20 protein-coding genes and 1 tRNA gene are annotated in these 17,255 nt (G+C 62.9%); 4 read left to right on the top strand and 17 right to left on the bottom strand.

Features of this window, described 5'->3' with window-relative positions:
• Positions 1–46: 46 nt before the first annotated feature.
• Positions 47–625, top strand: a complete 579-nt coding sequence (locus FHT32_RS22350; RefSeq protein WP_176666800.1) for a hypothetical protein — start codon at positions 47–49, stop codon at positions 623–625.
• 3 nt (positions 626–628) lie between these two features.
• Here the strand turns inward: FHT32_RS22350 and FHT32_RS22345 are convergent, their stop codons facing one another.
• From FHT32_RS22345 to FHT32_RS22280, 14 genes are all read right to left on the bottom strand, one after another.
• Positions 629–3,604: a tape measure protein gene (locus tag FHT32_RS22345; RefSeq protein ID WP_176666799.1), complete on the bottom strand. Its 2,976-nt coding sequence runs from the start codon at positions 3,602–3,604 to the stop codon at positions 629–631.
• A gap of 304 nt (positions 3,605–3,908) precedes the next feature.
• Complete coding sequence (locus FHT32_RS22340) at positions 3,909–4,361, bottom strand: hypothetical protein (RefSeq protein ID WP_176666798.1); 453 nt, start codon at positions 4,359–4,361, stop codon at positions 3,909–3,911.
• Complete coding sequence (locus FHT32_RS22335; RefSeq protein WP_176666797.1) at positions 4,358–4,852, bottom strand: hypothetical protein; 495 nt, start codon at positions 4,850–4,852, stop codon at positions 4,358–4,360. Before FHT32_RS22335 ends, FHT32_RS22340 begins: the two co-directional genes overlap by 4 nt.
• Positions 4,853–4,868: 16 nt before the next feature.
• A complete protein-coding gene (locus FHT32_RS22330) occupies positions 4,869–5,246 on the bottom strand; it encodes a hypothetical protein (RefSeq protein ID WP_176666796.1) in 378 nt (125 codons plus the stop codon).
• Positions 5,243–5,518: a hypothetical protein gene (locus FHT32_RS22325; RefSeq protein WP_176666795.1), complete on the bottom strand. Its 276-nt coding sequence runs from the start codon at positions 5,516–5,518 to the stop codon at positions 5,243–5,245. Before FHT32_RS22325 ends, FHT32_RS22330 begins: the two co-directional genes overlap by 4 nt.
• Positions 5,515–5,766: a hypothetical protein gene (locus FHT32_RS22320; protein ID WP_176666794.1), complete on the bottom strand. Its 252-nt coding sequence runs from the start codon at positions 5,764–5,766 to the stop codon at positions 5,515–5,517. The genes FHT32_RS22325 and FHT32_RS22320 overlap by 4 nt, the downstream gene beginning before the upstream one ends.
• The gene (locus FHT32_RS22315) at positions 5,763–5,996 is read right to left on the bottom strand and encodes a hypothetical protein (RefSeq protein ID WP_176666793.1); all 234 of its coding nucleotides are present in this window, start codon (positions 5,994–5,996) and stop codon (positions 5,763–5,765) included. Before FHT32_RS22315 ends, FHT32_RS22320 begins: the two co-directional genes overlap by 4 nt.
• 742 nt (positions 5,997–6,738) lie before the next feature.
• On the bottom strand, positions 6,739–7,050 hold the full coding sequence (locus FHT32_RS22310) for a hypothetical protein (RefSeq protein WP_176666792.1): 312 nt from the start codon (positions 7,048–7,050) through the stop codon (positions 6,739–6,741).
• Positions 7,043–7,303 carry a helix-turn-helix domain-containing protein gene (locus FHT32_RS22305; protein ID WP_176666791.1) on the bottom strand — a complete coding sequence of 87 codons (261 nt, stop codon included), beginning with the start codon at positions 7,301–7,303 and terminating at the stop codon, positions 7,043–7,045. The genes FHT32_RS22310 and FHT32_RS22305 overlap by 8 nt, the downstream gene beginning before the upstream one ends.
• A gap of 136 nt (positions 7,304–7,439) precedes the next feature.
• Positions 7,440–10,127: a PriCT-2 domain-containing protein gene (locus FHT32_RS22300; protein ID WP_176666790.1), complete on the bottom strand. Its 2,688-nt coding sequence runs from the start codon at positions 10,125–10,127 to the stop codon at positions 7,440–7,442.
• 356 nt (positions 10,128–10,483) lie between these two features.
• Positions 10,484–10,690 carry an AlpA family transcriptional regulator gene (locus tag FHT32_RS22295; protein WP_176666941.1) on the bottom strand — a complete coding sequence of 69 codons (207 nt, stop codon included), beginning with the start codon at positions 10,688–10,690 and terminating at the stop codon, positions 10,484–10,486.
• Positions 10,691–10,807: 117 nt separating this feature from the next.
• Positions 10,808–12,022, bottom strand: coding sequence for an integrase arm-type DNA-binding domain-containing protein (locus FHT32_RS22290; RefSeq protein WP_176666789.1), 1,215 nt, complete (start codon positions 12,020–12,022; stop codon positions 10,808–10,810).
• A gap of 171 nt (positions 12,023–12,193) precedes the next feature.
• Positions 12,194–12,267 (bottom strand) — tRNA-Gly (locus FHT32_RS22285).
• Positions 12,268–12,320: 53 nt separating this feature from the next.
• Positions 12,321–12,938 (bottom strand): hypothetical protein, encoded by a 618-nt coding sequence (locus FHT32_RS22280; protein ID WP_176666788.1) that lies wholly within the window; start codon positions 12,936–12,938, stop codon positions 12,321–12,323.
• 606 nt (positions 12,939–13,544) lie between these two features.
• Between FHT32_RS22280 and FHT32_RS22275 the strand changes: the two genes are divergently transcribed.
• Positions 13,545–13,796 carry a hypothetical protein gene (locus tag FHT32_RS22275; protein WP_176666787.1) on the top strand — a complete coding sequence of 84 codons (252 nt, stop codon included), beginning with the start codon at positions 13,545–13,547 and terminating at the stop codon, positions 13,794–13,796.
• 33 nt (positions 13,797–13,829) lie between these two features.
• On the opposite strand, the gene FHT32_RS22270 is transcribed toward FHT32_RS22275, so the two are convergent.
• Positions 13,830–14,108 (bottom strand): hypothetical protein, encoded by a 279-nt coding sequence (locus FHT32_RS22270; protein WP_176666786.1) that lies wholly within the window; start codon positions 14,106–14,108, stop codon positions 13,830–13,832.
• 119 nt (positions 14,109–14,227) lie between these two features.
• Here FHT32_RS22270 and FHT32_RS22265 point away from each other — a divergent pair, with 119 nt between their 5' ends.
• A complete protein-coding gene (locus FHT32_RS22265) occupies positions 14,228–14,668 on the top strand; it encodes a hypothetical protein (protein WP_176666785.1) in 441 nt (146 codons plus the stop codon).
• 280 nt (positions 14,669–14,948) lie between these two features.
• Positions 14,949–15,239, top strand: a complete 291-nt coding sequence (locus tag FHT32_RS22260) for a hypothetical protein (RefSeq protein WP_176666784.1) — start codon at positions 14,949–14,951, stop codon at positions 15,237–15,239.
• Between the two features lie 457 nt (positions 15,240–15,696).
• Here the strand turns inward: FHT32_RS22260 and FHT32_RS22255 are convergent, their stop codons facing one another.
• Together FHT32_RS22255 and FHT32_RS22250 are read right to left on the bottom strand one after the other, a co-directional pair.
• On the bottom strand, positions 15,697–16,011 hold the full coding sequence (locus tag FHT32_RS22255; protein ID WP_176666783.1) for a hypothetical protein: 315 nt from the start codon (positions 16,009–16,011) through the stop codon (positions 15,697–15,699).
• Between the two features lie 211 nt (positions 16,012–16,222).
• Positions 16,223–17,047: a ferritin-like domain-containing protein gene (locus tag FHT32_RS22250; RefSeq protein WP_176666782.1), complete on the bottom strand. Its 825-nt coding sequence runs from the start codon at positions 17,045–17,047 to the stop codon at positions 16,223–16,225.
• Positions 17,048–17,255: the final 208 nt, after the last annotated feature.

Genomic DNA, 17,255 nt, shown 5'->3' with positions numbered 1-17,255 from the left:
TGGAAATAGGGCCTTATCCTTTATGCGAAATGCCAAAGGAGCATCAATGGCGACCTACGAAGTGAAGCTGAACGGCATCGTTGTGGGCGCTATCCCGAACACCGGTAACCAGATGGTGGACGTTGCTGCCGGCCAAAAACTCATCAAGGACCTGGGGCTGCACAAAGAAGTTTCGAAGGCACAGCAAGCGATGGGGCAAGCCCGGGCGTTTGCCGACACCGCTGCGCAACTCTACGAACGCGGGCTCAAGATGGGCGCCATCGTCCCGACTACCTTGGTCCCCTTCGTCGTAAACAGCGCGTTTGCGATCGAGCTCTACCTGAAGACGCTGAGCGAAGCCCACGGACTCAATACCCGCGGACACGTGTTCGTCAGAATTTTTGATCCGTTGCCGGCAGACACCCGGGATCGACTCGAAGCCCTCGCGCCACAGTTCGCGCAGCAATACAAGGCGAAAACGTTCGTGAACTTTCGAGCGGCCCTTGCCACCCTAGAGGGTGCATTCGTGGCGTGGCGTTACCTCTACGAAGACGATAGGCCGCTGACCTACGACGTTCCCCTGGCAATCGCAGTCCTCGCGACCCTCCATGAGAGGTGCCGCGAAGTGGTGCCCGTTATCGCATAGGGCTCATCGCTTGGTCCTCTTCGCAAGGTTGGTCAGGGTCTTGGTGAAGCGAGCGGCGTCATCTTCGGACGCCATGCCGAACTGTTCCGATCCGCCATCGGGGAACTTTAAGTCGACGACGTGCCGGCTATCTCTCGTCTCTTGTCGCACGGGTGCTGACGCGTTGGGTTGCTGACGGTTGCCCGCGCCGAATGTCACGCTCTCCGCAGCCTTGAGCAGCGCCATCGACAGCGTGCTCCCGTCTCCGCCGTACTTCTTCTGACCGGGGTTGTTGAGAAACGGGATGTCGCCTCGGCTGTCGGCGAATTCGTTCGTGATTCGCCGTGCTTGCTCGTCGTTCGTGACACCCGCGCCCTTGAGATATTCGAGCACGCTCGTACGGGTGGCCCCACCTGCGTTGATCGTGTTTCCCGCCTTGTCCAAGCTGAAGCCGTTCTTGTCGACACCCTTGCGCCTGTTCTCCAGCGCTAACTGACGCTCGGCTAGGTCGAGGGCTTTTTCTTGCGCCGAGATGCTCGCCTCCAGCGCTGCGGTGCGCGCCTGTTCGCTGTTTGCAAGGCTGCGAATCTTGTCGGCCAGGATGTCGGCTTTCTGTGCCTCCAGGTCTTTGAGGTCGGCGCTGCGTCGGGTCGCCTCGACCTCGGCCTGTTTCTCGGCAGTCAGTTGCCCAGTAGCGCGGAGCTCGTTTTCTCGGGCGTCCGCCGCCTCGCGGATGGCCTGCGCTTCGCGCCGGGCGCTGGCGGCTGCTTCGTCGGCTGCTCGGGCCTGCAGCGCCGTCGCTTGCATCTGCGCCTGCGTGGCGGCGGTGGCGTCGCCATTGGCCTGTGCCACCTCGCGCATTGCGTTGGCCCGCTCAATGTCCACACTGATTGCCGACTGGGTGACTTGCCCGGCCCGCTGCTCGGCCTGCACCTTGCGCTGCGCCGCATCGGTCGCGTCACGCAGCGCATCTCGGTAGAGTGCGATCGCGCCGGCAGCGCGTGTCTGCGCTGCGGCCACATCGTCACTTGATGCCTTACCCTTCTTCTGCGCTTCGACCAGTCGTTCTACTTCGCGGGCTGCCTCGGCCGCGGCGCCGCGGAGCTCGTAGACGCGCGCGGCGTTGTCCTTGTACGCCTCGGCCGCTGTTTGTGCTGCAGCCACCTCGACCTGTTTGGAGCGCGCGGCCGCGATGGCCTGATCGGCTTCCGCACGCTTCGCGTCGGCCAACTGCTGCGCCGCCTTGATCTGGTCCTGCGTGGCGCGGGTCGTGTCCCTGCGTTGCAAGGCTTCTTCCTGCAGGCGCAGGCTGTAACTCTGCGCGATGATCGCCTCGGCGTTACGCGCGTCGGCCAGGTCCTTTGAGGCTCGCGCCTGCATGCCGGCGGCCTCGGCCGTAGCTTGGCGGCGCTCGGCCTCGGTGCCGTAGATGTTCACCAACGACGTGATCGTCGCGGCTTCGGCCTGGCGGGCTGCTGCGCTTTTCGTCATCAAATCGGTGTACTGCGCGGCGCCCTTGATCAGTTCGCCGTAGGAGGCACGCACGGCCAAGTTCGAGGTCGTGCGCCGCTCTTGGGCGGCGATGTCGTTGTCGACGGCGCGCACCTGTGCCTGCGTGGCCTGTGTGGCGCCGTCCTGTGCTTTAGCAACCAAGCCGGCGGCTTCGGCGGCTTGGCGCAATTCTCGGTCGTACTTCGCGTTCAGCGCAGCCGCCTGCTGCAGGTCGAAATTGCCGGTGCGCACTGCGGCTGCAAATTCGCCGATGGCCGTGCCCGCCACGTCGGCCGCGTTGCTGAGGCCGCGCACGCCGAGTGCCGCCCAGGCTAGACCCTTCGCGATTCCCTTCGAGGCGCCACCTTCGCCGATGGCGTTGGCCGTGTCTGCCATGACGTTCTTCAGGCGCGCCCACTCGCTGTAAATCGTCTGCGGCGGGACGGCATTGGCATAGAGCTCGTTGAGCCCCAAGGTCAGGGCGGGCAACAGGTCCTTTGCAAGCACCTGGCCCGCTTCGACCATATTGGTTAGCTCTTCTACGGTCATGCCGGCCCCCTTCGCGGCTGCCTGCATGGCGTTTGGAAGTGCTTCACCGAGTTGGCCGCGCAATTCCTCCATGGAAACGGTGCCCTTGGAAGCCATTTGGCTGATGGCTGTCAAAGCTTGATCGGTCTGTGCACTGCTCTTGCCCAGGGAAGACATGGCGCGAGCAGTTGCCTCGAAAACCGCTCGGGTAGCTTCGCCTTCTATCGCGGTGCCCTTCGTCGCAGCGGCCAGCGATGTATAGGAGCGCGCCAGCACCTGCGATTCAATGCCGAGCTTGTTCGCGGTGGTCCGAACAAATTCCATCTCGTGTGCGGCACGTTCCGCGTTTCCAAAGACGGCCTGAAACGAGAGGGCAAGTTGCTGCTGTTCAGCGATGGTTTGCGCGAACTGCTGCGCGCCGAAGGCTGCAGCTATCGCAGACACCAGGGGGCGCAGTGCATTGGCAGTCTCCCCGGCCATTTTGCCCAGTCCGCCAACACTGTCGCTCGCGTCCTTGGTGGCCTTGACAGCGGCGCGCGCTTGCGCGGCGAGTTCCTTTTCCGCGTCTGCAGCCCGTCTAACCTCTGCAGTGGCAGCCTTGCGCGCCTCGGTCGCGGCGCGGTGCGCCTTCGTGGCCTCGAATTCCTGCAGTTTCGCTGCGCGGAGTTTCGTCTCGTATTCCTCGGTTCCCTTGGCGGCTTTGCTGGTCTCGATGTTCAGCAGTTTGATGGCATCGGCAGCCGCCTGTTTGCTGCGTGCGGTGTCTCGCTCGGCGCCTGTTGCCTTCTTGATGCTCTCCGCTGCGCGGGCCGACGCGGCGGCCGCTGCTTCCATGTCGTCCGCAAGTCGTTCGAACTGGGGCGCGGCTTCCCCGCCGGCCTTCGCCAAGTCTCGCACCTGAGCCTGCAGGTCCTTGACCCCTTGGCTGCCGTCGGTCGTTACCTTGATGCCGAGCTCGACATCGCGTTTATTCGTCGCCATTGGAATTCCTAGATCGGTGTGTTGCGATGAGCAGGGCGTGCCCGCTTCCAAGCTGTGATGCCCGCATCCGCGCGCGGCGGTGCTCCGTAGAGGTCATCCCATGTCACGGCTGAGATGTCTTCGACACGCAGGTCTATAGACGCGGGACCGCCCCTCAGCCGCCAGGCGCCGCCGAGTCGGTAGACGCGAATCTCCAGAGTCGCGCAGCGGGCCAGGGCGGGCGCGTGGGGGGCGAGTAGAGGACTCGACTCGGCATCAGACCAGCGCACACGGCGCGGCTCATCGGTGTCGAATCGATCATTCTTCATCGCTCGTGGAGCTTTTGTTCGAGCGCCTTGACCTTGGCGCTGAGTACCGCAACCTTTTCGGCCTTTACCTTCCGCTCTGCGTAGTACTGGCGCGCCATCTCGTCGAGGGTGGACATGGGCGCAGGGTTGTCCGCGCTGCGCGTGCCGTCAACGTGCGTGTCCATGTCCCACTCAGCCAGTTTATTAAGGACCGCGGCCCGGTAAGCCGGTGCGGCCGCGCCGCCTTTCACGACGCGGGCCATCTCGATTTCGGGGTCGATGCCCCGCGCCTTGTAGGCCGAAGCTGCGGCCTTGACGATGCCGCAAATCTCGGATGCACGGGCCACGGCCGCACGCGTGTTCTCGGGCGTGTCCAAGTTGATTGAATCGCTGAACACGAGCGCTTGCACGACGCGGTTCGGGAGATTCGCGTCCGCGGCGAGTTTTGCTGCTAGATCGAAGTGGCTCACGCAGACACCTCCACGTCGAGCACGACGACAGGATTCGCGTTGGCCCGGCGCAGCGCAAGACCGCCCGCGGCCTCGACCTCACGAATCAGCGCCTCTTCAGCGCGTTCGAGTTGAAGGAGTTCTGCGTCGAACGCTGCCAGGCGCGCCGCGCGCTCGGGCTTCGCCAGATCATCGCCGTCGTCGAAGTGACGCGTGAGCGCGGACAGCACCGCATCTACGCCGAGCAGAGGGACCAGCAGATCGCCGAGGCTCACTGTACGGTCGACGTGCACAGTGAAGAACTGACCATGCGATCCGGTTAGAACATTCGACCATGCATGCCGTGCTGCGCGCGCGCCGCGTTCCTCGTGTGCGACCAACGTTGCGCGCACCTTCGCGACTGCTTCGTGGCGAGAGAGTTCGAACTGCTCGATGGTGGCGCGCTCGGCCAGCTTGGCGACGCGCTGCGCGCGGATGGCGGTAAGCTTTTCGAAATGTGTTTTCAGGGTCATCGGGTGCCTTCGCTGTTTACTGAATGAACGCTTCGAGTCGCTCGACAAGCGCCGATTGCTGCTTGCTGTGCTCGGTTGCGCGTGCTGCGTCTGCCGCCGCGTAGTCAAGTTGCTCTAGCAGTCCGACCAGTTTGCGCAACTGCGCCGGGCGGATGCCAATGGCTTCCAAGTCCGGCGTGTCGTCGACGAGCGCCTGCAAGCTAGCGCGGTCGCACCTAAGAATCTTGGTTGCTTCAGCGTCATACGGATGAATCTGACAAGCGCGCCGCGCCGACGCGACTTCGTCACGCAGAGCGAGAAATGCCGCGTTGGCCGCGAGCGCATTGAGGCGCGAGCTCTCGGCCTGCGCCGAAAGCCGCGCAAACCGTGCCCGGTCATAGATGAGTTTGCTCATTCGCCGTCCTTCTGCGCATTGCGCTTGCTCCAATAGTCGGCCGCGACCTCTGCCACGCTCCTAGCGCCTTTGCCGCGAGCGTCAAGGCGCGTCAGGGCATTGGTCATGCGAATGCTGGCGACCAGGTTGGCGGTCTGCTTCTTTTCTTCGAGCGCGCGCCGGCACTCGGTGCTGTACTTCAAGACTACGGGCGCATCGACGAATTGCTCGGCCGTCAGCGTGCCATTGGCGAGCGCGTCAAGCGCGGTGCTTAGGTCCTTCGGCGTGCTCATTGCTGTACCCCTTGAAGCTCCAAAATCTTGGCGGCGCCTTCGGGTGTGTCGAGCCATGCTTGCAGACGATGTCCGTTGACATAGGCATCGCTCTCAAGCAAGCGCTCTTTGGAAGCAAGGCTCATGCGCCCGGCGATCTCGCTCGATGCCAGCCCCTCGGCGAGCTGCCCCGGCGTGATGCCTGCAACCCGCGCGGCTGCGTGCAGGCGCCAAAGTTTGACGTGGGTGTGATCGACACGGACTGTCATCGCGCACCTCCGCGCACGAGTTGCACCACGTCAGCGGCGTTCACGAACCGCATGCCGCGATCATTCGGGCGCAGCGTGCGGACGGGGCTCGGAAAGGTGTTGTCCAGTGCGCCGCGCCACAGCAGTTCCGGGGGGATGCCGAGCATTTTGGCCGCGGCAGGGAGGCGCCAATAGCCGGGCGTCGACGGGGCAGGCGTCTCGACCAGTTCAGCGAAAGAATCGGAATTCATCGGAAGATCACATAAAGTTGCGATCTAGGCACTTTGCTCGGCTTGAGCCGAAAATGCCTGCGGATGAATTTCGCGGCTTGAACAACTAAGGGGGAACAATTGAGAAGAACACGTCCTTCGCGAATTTATCGATGGGCGCTGACGGTGTCCGAACTGCTCATCGCAATGTCGTTCGTGACAGTTGTGTTTGTCCGGATGATGCTGTTTCAGTTCGCAACTATCGGAGCGATCTATTTTCCTCTGGTGCTGGCGGCGTCCGAAGCCTCTATGCAGCAGAACGCGCTACGCAGGGCGTCTTCTTTCTGCTCCTTGCGGGGGTGTTGGCCGGCGGGCTGTACACGGTATTTGTGTACCTGGGTTTTGAGCCCGTCTATCAGATATCCGACCTCCGGTCTAAGCATGCATGGCTCATCTTGTTCCTAGCGCCGATGTTTCTGGCGATCCCCGGCGTCGTATGCCTGCGCCTAGCAATTGAGATTGCTGCTGCAGATTTCCTCGGACGCAGGGGGCCACGGGAGCTCCGGCGTCGCATTAAAGATGGTCTTGGCGAGTAAGGCCGCCGGACGCCGACCTGAATATCTGCAGAAACTTGCAAGCATCTTGATCATCAAGATTGAAAATTCGAAAAACGAGCGACCACCGGGCCTCTCTGCCCCCGCGCGGCTGTCAGATTTACCAGGGTCCCCGACGATCCGCCGCGCGTCGGCGCAGCCGCTCAAATCGCGCAGGGCAGTGCGTGGTTTCACAGGCGCGACAACCTATGCTGCTCGGCGTCGAGCCGAAGGCCAATGAACCACGTGCGTGCATTTATCTGCTCGATGGTTTCTGCTCTTGTTGCGATCCAGCCGACAGATGGGCGCGAGGCCGATGCGACCGTCAACCAGTCGTCGGGCGTCAGGTCCGATACAGGCGCAGCGCGCGCATACAACGCGATGGCTGACGCCTCGCACCATTCGGTGGGCACGCGACTTACGTCCGCTGTCAGCAGTGTTTGCAGCGCGATGCGCGCGGCGCGCGGCGAGAGGCGCGAGGCAGCATCCAGGTAGTCAGACATTCGACACCCCCATGGTCGGCGCGCGCTCGCTTGCCAGTTGTTGCACACGACGCACCGTCACACCCATGCGCTCGGCGATCACCGGGCAGGGCACGCCCTCAGACAGCAGGCGGGCGACGCTCTCGCGTCGACGCGCGGCTGTCGTGGTGCGGATGGCCGGTACGCGGATCGTTTGCCCAGCGAGTTCGCGAGTGATCCGAGCAACCAGGGCAGGGCCGCAGATGCGAAGTAGGGTTTCTTGAACGTCGGTCATATTTGGGCCTTTCGTTACGGGGATTTGCGATGCGGGGTTTGCGGGGTTCCGCAGGTTAGGTTTCATGCCCGTTTTGTTGCCAAGAGCATTTTTCAGATAATTGAGTTCAGCTTGGAATCGAGCGGGTAGCTAACTTTTAGAACCCCGCAAACCCCGCAAGATCAACTTCGCGCATGACGCGAAACGCGGTCACACCATTGCGGTCGAGTGAACTGGTCAGGTAGAGGCTCTCGCCGCCGTCACTGGACACACGACCGACGACCGCGGCAAGGGCGCGCCCTACAGAGCGAACCGAAGTCACGTTGCGACATTGCAGCCCTTCGAGAGCATCGCGTGCAGAGATTGGGGCGTCGTTGACCACGTCTCGCGCCGCGAAGGTTTCGCCCTCGAACAGGGTGTGCAATTCGCGCAGCAGCACGCGAAGGGACTGGAGATGCTCGGCCTGCTCGTAGTTGGTATCAAGCGCTCGGAGCGGGTCGCAGCCACCGGCCCACAGCAACGGCTGACGCGCCAAGCAATCCCATTGCGGGAAGCGGGTGCCGCCCGATACCCGCTCCACGGTTTGCAGATAGCCGGCCACGATGCCGATGACGTGCTGCAGCACTTCGCTACGGATCGATAGAGCGTGCTGCAGCACATCGGGATGCTTGAAGGTTCGAGTCTCGGGCCGATGCGCGGAGGGAGCCAAACGCGTTTGCAGCAGTCGGGTCGTTTCGTCTGCGCCTAATCTCAGGTTGTTGCCCGTGATCACCCAAAAGACATTGGTCGGCGCCTGCTGATTTCGATTCGCCCCAAGCATGCGGCATTCAAAAATCGGTGAGGTCATCGCGCTGTTTAGTGCAGGGCCGCAGTGCACCGTCAGCCCGTCGGGCACGTTGTCGAAGCACACCATTTCCGGCGATGCGAGAAGGATTCCGAGTAGCCGCTTTTCAATCTCGCTGTCGTCGCCTACCGGCAGGGTCCATGTCGGCATTGGGCGCCCGGTGAGAATCGCGTGCAGACGCAATGCAAGTGTCGTCTTTCCCGACGATTGGGATGCAGCGATCACGGCCATGCCCGGCGCGCTGTCCATCAGGCGACGCTCCACCGCTGCAAATAGGCTCACCAGTGCGACAGCCTCGTCGACCTCGCTCGCGAACTCAAAACCCTCTAGGAATACGGACCGTAGGCGGGTCAATGCTGCCTGTGCTTCGGGACGGTTATAGGGGCGCAGCGTGCCGTCGGCCAGGCCATGAAGAAATAGCCCGGTGCCGCGATGCAGCCCATTCGCCGCCAAAACCTCGCCTCGCGGCGTCACGATCGGATGCGCCAAGAGGCCCACAACGCGCGGTGCGTCGGTGGTCTCGCGCAGTTGTACCAGGTTGTCGATTACAGGGGGTGGAACTTGAATCGCCGATGGGCCGTTCTCCCCTTCTACTGCGAACACTGCCACGCTCTCGACCAGTGCGCGCATGCTCGTCATCGTGTGCATCTCGATCAGAACCTGCTTAGGCGGGCGGGCGTCTTCGTCGTCTTGCGCATGGGCGAACGGCGGGTCTAGGTCTACGATGCGCGACGGCCGACCTGCGAACTGAACCAAGTCAGTCGTCGGCCTGTTTTGCGCAATGAGTTGTCCGACCTGCGCCGCTTGTTTGGCGCTGTCCTCCGGTGCCACGATGATGACTTGCCGGCCGTCGGCTTTGCGCTGCACGCGACTCGATTTCTCATCGCGTCGCGTAGCCGTGGTTGCATCCTTGAGCGCGGCATTCAGCACGCGGCGGCCGATCCGATGCTGACGCTCCATCTCGTCGATTACAGCGCCTTGTCGGTCCTTCGGTAGGGTTGCGGCACGTGCGGCCCATGTGCTGATGACCGCGTCCTTGGGCTTCGTGGCGATGTCTGCCATGAGCTTTTGATAGTCGGCACTGGCCCGGTGCTCATTGGCTCTTTTGATGACCCATGCCATCGTGGTCGGTGCGCCGGGGAACTTGCCGAAGGATTGCCATCGCTCTGCGCAATATCGCTCCGTCGTGTACTTGGGGCTTGCCTTCGACCAGGCGTGCCAGAGGTCAAACCCCGTGCCGTGCGTTTCGTGGTGCACAGCCATTCCCACTCTGACCCACGTGTCATAGTCCAGGTCGCAGGGCAGGTTGTTGAGGTGGCCTGCGATATCGGTGCCACTCAGATCGAGCACCGGCGAGAGGGCCATTAGCCCGGACGCGTCATTGAAGGCGGAAGGCGCGGCCGCCAGTGAGCCGAAACGCATCGTGTAGTCGGCGATCACGTCCGGCGTGAGCTCGCGTAGCGAATCTTCGCAGCCGAACATAGCGCATTCGTCGGTGACATCGCCGGTAAAGGTCACGAATCCGTTATGACCGAAGTATTCGACGGCAAAAGGGCCGCGCTCGGCGTCCACGTCCTTTGCGGACTGCAGCGAGCCGCGCACGAAGGCTCGCACACCGCTGCCGGACGGGCTGATCTCGCTGTAGGTACCGGCGACCAGCGCCGCGACGCGCGGATCGATGACGCGATCGACCACGCAGTTGTCGAAGTCCAGCGCAACCAGGTTGAAGTCGGCGTGCATCGCGAAGCCGACACCGTCATATCTGCCAACACGGGCCGCGTGCAGTGCCTCGTCGAAGCTGACCATCGCGGCGCGATCCTCGGGGCTCCCTTGTGTGCCGCTGCGGGGCAGCCCCGACGCGTAGTAGGGCACTTTGCGCGGCTTCTTCGGTGGGTTCGGTACGTACTTCCACACCAGCCAGGCACGCAGAGTGCGCATCTGGCCGGGAGGTGGCGAAGCATTGCGCCCCGAAATTTCGCTATCGCGATCTAAGATTTGCATTGCTGATTTCTGTTTGCGCCGAGCCCTACGCTCGGCGCTTTTCTTTATGCCACTGGGCGAGGCGAAACACACTGCGGCTCAATTTCGCATTTCGCGTTTGACAATCCCCACGGCAACGGCGTACGCCTCGCGATGCCACCATCCGGGCTCTTGCCCGCGTTCAGCGGCGTCGATCCACTGCTGGTAGCACCATGCGGCGCAGATTGGTCGCGGGAGGCCAGTGCGGCGCGAGAGGAAGGCGACCCGCTGCAGGTCCCGGTCGGTATGCCCTCCGTGAGCCTTGAATTGCGGATCGACGACCGCCAGCGCGCAACATTCCGACTCGCTGACTGCGGGAAGGCCCGACAGGCGGGGGATCACGCCGACGGCGCCGTCTCAGCCTTCGAGCGAAGCCACTGCGTCACGTCGCCCGCGCGCCAGCGGGAGCACCGAGCCCCGAGCTTGATAGCCGGTGGGAATGTACCGGCAGACATACTTCTGTAAATCGAAGTGCGCGACAACCCGGTGACGGCGACAACAGTGGGCAGGCGCAACAAGGCGTCCGCTATCTGGACCGCTTGCATATTGCGGGTGAGACTGGGCGTATCTTTGGGATTCATTTGGCACCTGCTGGGACGAACAAGTTCAGGATGCCAGTGCCCGGCCGCTCCCGCCTGCGGCCCAATTTCGGTAACGGACGCCTACGTTTGAAGGCGCAACTTGTCGAGATAGTTCGCCCAGGCCACCATCATCTTGCGACGTTGGTCCTTGAACTGTGCACGGTTGTAGGCCGTGCCGAGCGGCCCGCGTTTACCGTGGGCAAGTTGCTCTTCAATGACTTCAGGGTCGATGTGGAGCTCGTCGACCATGATCGTTCGTGCCATCGCGCGGAAGCCGTGGGCAGTCATCTCGGTATTGTCGAATCCCATGCGCCGAAGGGCTGTGTTGATCGTGTTGTCCGACATCGGCCGCTCGCCGGTTAAGAGACTCGGGAAAACGTAGCGCCCATGGCCCGTTAGCACGTGCATACGCTTCAGGGATGCCACTGCCTGCGGTGCCAGCGGTACTAGGTGCGGCTCGCCGCTGAGCTTTGCCTGTTTGGTCCGTTTCATGGACGCGGCCGGGATCGTGACCAGGGCGCCGTCAAGATCGACCCATGCCCATTCCATCGCGCGAATGTTGCCGGGGCGCTGGAAGAGCAGGGCGGACAGCAACAGTGCCTCCTGCGTGGCCGGTAGGCCGTGGTAACTGTCGATGGCTCGCATGAGCGCACCTGCTTTCTCCGGGGTGAGCACCGCGGCCATGTTCTTGACGATGACGGCCCCCAGTGCGTCGCGCAGCTTCGTTGCGGGGTCGTCGTCGCATCGGTCTGTTGCAATGCCGTAGCGGAAGACCTGCCCCGCATACTGACGCAGCGAGACGGCGGTCTCGTTGAGCCCCTTGCTCTCGACGCGGCGCAGCGGCTCCAAAAGCACGCGAGCCGTGATCTCGCGAAGGGGCAGGTTGCCAATCCAAGGGAAGAGATTTGCCTCCTGCAATCTCAGCCACTTCGTGCTGTGCGCCTCGCTCCATTCCTTCAGCTTGATCGCGTGGAACTCGCGGGCGACCAGTTCGTATGTGGCCACGGCGCTGGCGCGAACGAGTGCCTTGTCGAGCCGACGGCGCTGCGTGGGATCGGCGCCTGACTGGTGGACCTTCCGCGCTTCGTCGCGCGCAGCGCGTGCGTCCTTGAGTTTGACGGCGGGGTACACGCCGATCGCGAGCCGCTTTTCTTTGCCGGCGAAGGTGTACTTCCAGAACCAGCGCTTCGAGCCGTTCGGGGCAGCTTCAAGGTATAGGTTGCCGCCGTCGGCAAAGCGCGCACGCGCCTTATCAGGAGGGCATGATGCGTTCTTGCACGCGACTTCTGTGAGCATAGGGGAACAAGCCCATGAAATGGCGGCAAAGGTGCCGCTGTTCCCCGAGTTGTACCCCGCACAAGCTTGGGCTGCAACGTGTCAACATGGGACGTTGAGAGTCAATCTTTGCGCCAACCTATTGATTTACAACGGTTTTTAGAACGCCCTGGGACAACGTGGCACAAACTATGGAGCGGGTGAAGGGAATCGAACCCTCGTATGAAGCTTGGGAAGCTGCCGTTCTGCCATTGAACTACACCCGCAGCAGGCGCGGATTCTAGCGTGATCTCCCGATCAGGCTGACCCGCCGGCGCGTCTAGTCATCGACAAAGATTTCGCCGAATCCTTGGAAAGCCCAGCGATCGTCGCTGCGCGCGTATACAGCCGTGAACTCGTTGTTGATGCGACGCGACCAGAAGTGGAGGCCGAGTCGGCCGCGGAACAGGATGATCTGCGCAAGATCGGCATCGATCTCTCCGAGCCCTTCGACCATCTCGTCGATCAACGGCAGGACCGCTTCCAGCGTCGGGATGATCTCTCGTTGCAGTGCCTGCTGATCGACGGCATACACCTGCACCGTGATCTCGTCCGGTGTTCCGCGGTACAGGTCGCTGTCGAACTGCACGCGCCCCTCGGGATCCGGCTGGTAGTGGAGGCCGAGTCGGCCGCGGAACAGGATGATCTGCGCAAGATCGGCATCGATCTCTCCGAGCCCTTCGACCATCTCGTCGATCAGCGGCAGGACCGCTTCCAGCGTCGGGATGATCTCTCGTTGCAGTGCCTGCTGATCGACGGCATACACCTGCACCGTGATCTCGTCCGGTGTTCCGCGGTACAGGTCGCTGTCGAACTGCACGCGACCCTCGGGATCCGGTTGGTCGTCCGCCTGGCGGAAGCCTTGACGTCTTAGTTCGGCGAGGTAGTCCATTGCCATCGGCGGTCGCGCAGGTTGCTTGAGAAGTGATCGTCGAGCGAATGCTCAGGTTTCGCGGCACTGTACGCTGACGCGAACCGGCGGCCTCATTCGCTACGCCGAAGCCGCAGAACCCCGAGCCGCACCACCCGATATATCCGGGACACCCGCCCCGAGCACCTGCACATCGAGCGGATCGCAGCGGCTGCTGATCTGCTTCCCATCGAACTTCACCCGGAGCAACGGACCGCTTGCCCTGACGATCGTGCCGGGTCGTCCCTCGCATAGCACCCGGCTTCCTCTTTCGAGCTGGAGTCCATGCCGTGCGCAAATTTCCCTGATGGTCATCGGTCGTCCTGCTCGCGGGTGCGAATGGTCGGCAGATTCTTGCCGGACATGTGGTCAGAACCCCCTTCTGGAATTCGGTCGGGCATGTAGGACAGGCGTGTCGGTTCGGGTGGAGATAAAGCTCACAACACGGGATTCCGGCCCTGCGCATCGCTGCGCAGCCAGAAGTGATACCCCTTCGGATGTGTTCCCCGGCGCAGCGGCCTCCCACAAAAGCAGGATTGCGCGCAGCGAGGCGCAGGGATTTACTGGCGACTCAGATTGCCCAGAGGAACATACATGGCCAAGGCCACTCATCGCAAAGCCACGGTGACTTTGAAGCTGCCGCTCGACATTCCCTCCGACGCGGAGCTGACAGCTCTTCGGGACGCCGGCATTCCTGTCGACGACCGTGGCGTCGCGGCTTCCGGGTTCCTGTACATGAGGACGACCAGCGACTACCGTTCCCATATTTTTCGCTGGTTCGCCAACAGCGGGTCGATGGACGGTCCCATGGATGGTTCTGGTAGCGAAATGGCCTCGATGCGATGACGGTGACGGTGCCGTCGCCCGGAGAAAGACGGTTCAAGGCCGTCCCGGGCGTCGCGGCGCAGGCGTCGAGGGCTCGTCGGGCCTGTTGCCAGGCACTTCGTAGTTGAGCGTCGCGTAGGCCACCGCGGCCGCGTCGCGCGGGTCGCGGTCCATGTGGACCTGGTAGAGCGTCGTTGTCAGGCCGTCGAGCCATTCCTCGTCGAGTTCGCCGGGGAAAAGTTCGTGGAACGCATCCTTGAATTCGTACCACCAGGCTTCCTGATCTGTCAGGGCAAGGCCGGCGAGGACGATGGGCTGGGCGGGCTTCCACATGGCGGCATGCTACTTACTGCCGGGCCGGTGTGCCGTCAGAATAGGCCGGCGGCGAGGCGCAGGTTTCGGCATCAGTCGAACCGCCCCGCAAAGCCGACCGACCTCATACCGTGCCGAGCATGAAAGCCAAGTCCATCCGATTCATCCTTCCCGCCTTCCTTGCTGCCGCGGCAACCGGCTCGGCCATCGCCGGAACGATCTCCTGCGTTCCCGCACCGGGCAATGCGGGGCCCGCTCCCTGGATCCGCCGCATCGCCATCGACGAACACGCTCGCACCGTCAACATGGACGTCGTCCGCCACAGGACGAAGGAAGCCGACACCATGGGCAAGATGCGGGCCGAGCTGCTGAGCATGGACGAGACCCAGGGCGGCGAGCCGGTCTACGTGTTCAATGCCATTCCGACGGCGGGCAGCGAAGTCACGAACCTCTTCAGGCTGTTCAAGGCCGGCGAGTGGCGCCTGGCCAGCGCGGGGGTGGCCTTCATGGGCAAGGTGCCGGTGCTGCGAGGGATCGAGCCGGGCATCGCCTTTGACTGCAGGCGTTCGGACCTGGGATAGCGCCGCGGCGCCTCGATGGGGTCCGAGGAAAGAAAATTTTCCGGTGCTGCCTCTTTCGCGGGCATCGCGTTGCAGGCCACGCCAGGCAAGGCTTCCGGGCGATGGGCACACGGTTTTCCACAGCGTTGTCCCCATCGGAACGGGAAAACCTGTCACGGCTTTGTGGTAGGGCGGATCAACCGAAAAAGGTAGCCCGAGGGTAGGCGTGTTCCGACAGACTTGGCGGCGCGCGCGGAGGAACATGGTTCGCACCGCAGTTCGTTGCGGAAAGGAGCGTGAAATGACGTTCGACTTCCTGTTTCGCCCGAATCACACAGCGTATCTCCGGCGCGCGGCGGCCCTCCTCGAGGAGGCGCAGATGGCGCGCATCGAGCACCAGGCGGCAGCAGAGCATCACAGCGCGCTCGCCCGCATGTACGCAGAACGCGTCAGGCGTCTTGAGAACGAGCTCTATCGCCAGCCGCAGGGCGCGGCGGCGCACGGTGTGGTGGCGGAAGGCGCCGCGGACGACCGGCCCCAGCTGTATTCGCTGGACGGAAGCCGCAAGCCGGGCCTGAGCTCGGCAAGCTGAGCGCGGCAGTGCCGGGGCGCAGACGCGGGTCGCCGGCGTGACGGCTCGCCAAAAAAATACCCGCCGAAGCGGGTTTCGAGTTGCCCTGGCGGGCATGCTCAAGCACTGACGGAGAGCTCTTCTTTTATGCGGCCCTGTTGCGTGACAGCGTCGCTATCGTCGGTGGTCGCCTGGAGAGCCGGTGTCAGCCGGAAACAGGCAGTCGCCGTAGGACACTCATTAAAACGTGAACTATTTGGCAGTTTTGATGGGTCGCCGCAGCATTCACGGGGTGGCGCCGAGCCAGATCGATTCGAAGTGTCGGTCCCGTCCGACAAGACGGCGGCGCATGAAGCCCTAGATTTTGTGGGCTCGCTTTGAAGTGCGAGTTCTCTGTGCGTGACAGCACTCAAGAGGTTCAACCCAGCCTTGCGCTGGGTTTTTTTTGCGTCGCTCACGGCGCCCTTGGTGCAAGAGCTCAGAAAGGCTCGAAGCGGAAGGTGGTGCTGTGCGGCTGGCTCAGCAGGGGCGTCGCGATTCCGCTGGCGTGTTCCCAGGCTTCGCGCCAGAGCCTGGCGTTGGCGATCTGCGTGTCGCTCATCGATTCGATGCCGGATTCGAGCTGGTTCATCCACGCCCGGTGGCACTTCAGCAGTCTCGCCGGGGTGCCGATGCGATCCTCGAGCAGCCGCAGGAAGGTGAAGCGCACTTCCATCAGATCCCGTATCGACAGGCTGGCGCCCTCCAGCCGGATCGTGTAGGGCTGCTCGCGGTTTGCTTTGTGATCGAACATCGGGCGCGCGTGCAACAAGGCTGCGAGCCGACTTGCCAGGAGCGCGAAGGCGCTTGTCCGAAGGTCTCAGGCCTTGTCTCTCTGTATAGAAAGAATGTGTAACCGCAAATATTAGCCAAGCACCTGTTGTGCGAAATGGAATCAGCGTTCCGGTTTGTCGCTTTGCGCCTGCGGGCCCCAGGCGCTTGGCGTCCGAAAGAGGGGTGAATGGTCAGCGCAGGAACACGTGCTGCATGAACTGCCTGATCGGGTACTGGATCACCGTCTGCACCTTCGCCGGCAATTCGAGAGGCCGCATCAGCATCTTCAAGGTGGTGCCGGGGCTCAGGTTGGTGCGGATGGTGCTGTTCATGTCGGCGCTCAGTTTCTGCACGTAGGCCGTGTCGCTGGCGCGCTCGGGCGAGCGGGTCTGCACCACGTGGCGGATCGCGCAGTCGGCGTCCTCGCTCTTGAGTTCGAGGGTGCGCCGGCCGATGGTGCCCATCACGCGCAGGCGGCTGAGCTTCTCCTGCTCGCGGTAGCGGCGGTAATAGCGGTAGAAGTGCTTGTAGTGGTTGACCTCGTCGGTCGCGATGCGCGTCGCCAGGTCCTGCAGCACGGGCTCGCTGGTGCTGCGGGCCATGGCGCGGTAATAGGTGGCGGTGCCGGTCTCGACCACGCAGCGGGCAGTCATCTCGAGGCCGCGGGTGGGGGCGAGCAATTCGACCTTGCAGTAGGTCGCATATTCCGCCAGGAAGCTCCGGTAGGCGGTGTCCCAGTCGAACTCCGGCCAGACGTGGCGAACGTAGGCACGCAGGGCCCTGCCGTGCTGGAGTTCTTCGAGTTCCCAATGCTGCGAGAGCCATTCCGTGACCTCGTCGTCGCCCTGGAAGAAGTCGACCAGGTTGTGCGTGTAGAGGTCCGAGCCGCTCTCGATGAAGGAGGCGGAGGTCACCAGGTAGAAGAGGTTCTCGTCCGGGCGTACCTTGTCGAGCGCGATGCGCGAGAAATCCAGGTCTTCGATCGTCCAGTGCCTTTCGGCATCTTGGCTTGCCATGCGAACTCCTTGATCTTTTTTGTCCGTACAAGTACGGATGGCGCAGCCCCTCGTTGGTTCTCGTTTTTTGCGCCAGGACACATATTAGCCGTGGAGTACGGATCGTGGTGTCGTCCGGCAGCCCTTGGCCGGCGCGGGCCGCATGGCCAAACCTATAATCGTTTGTTCAAGCAAATCAAGCAGTTAGGCCGGTTCGCCGCAGTGGGTT

Source organism: Variovorax sp. SG517, from assembly GCF_013376045.1.
Lineage (GTDB): Bacteria > Pseudomonadota > Gammaproteobacteria > Burkholderiales > Burkholderiaceae_C > Variovorax.
Note: the sequence above shows the minus strand (reverse complement) of the source record. Positions and strands in the feature narration are given on the sequence as shown.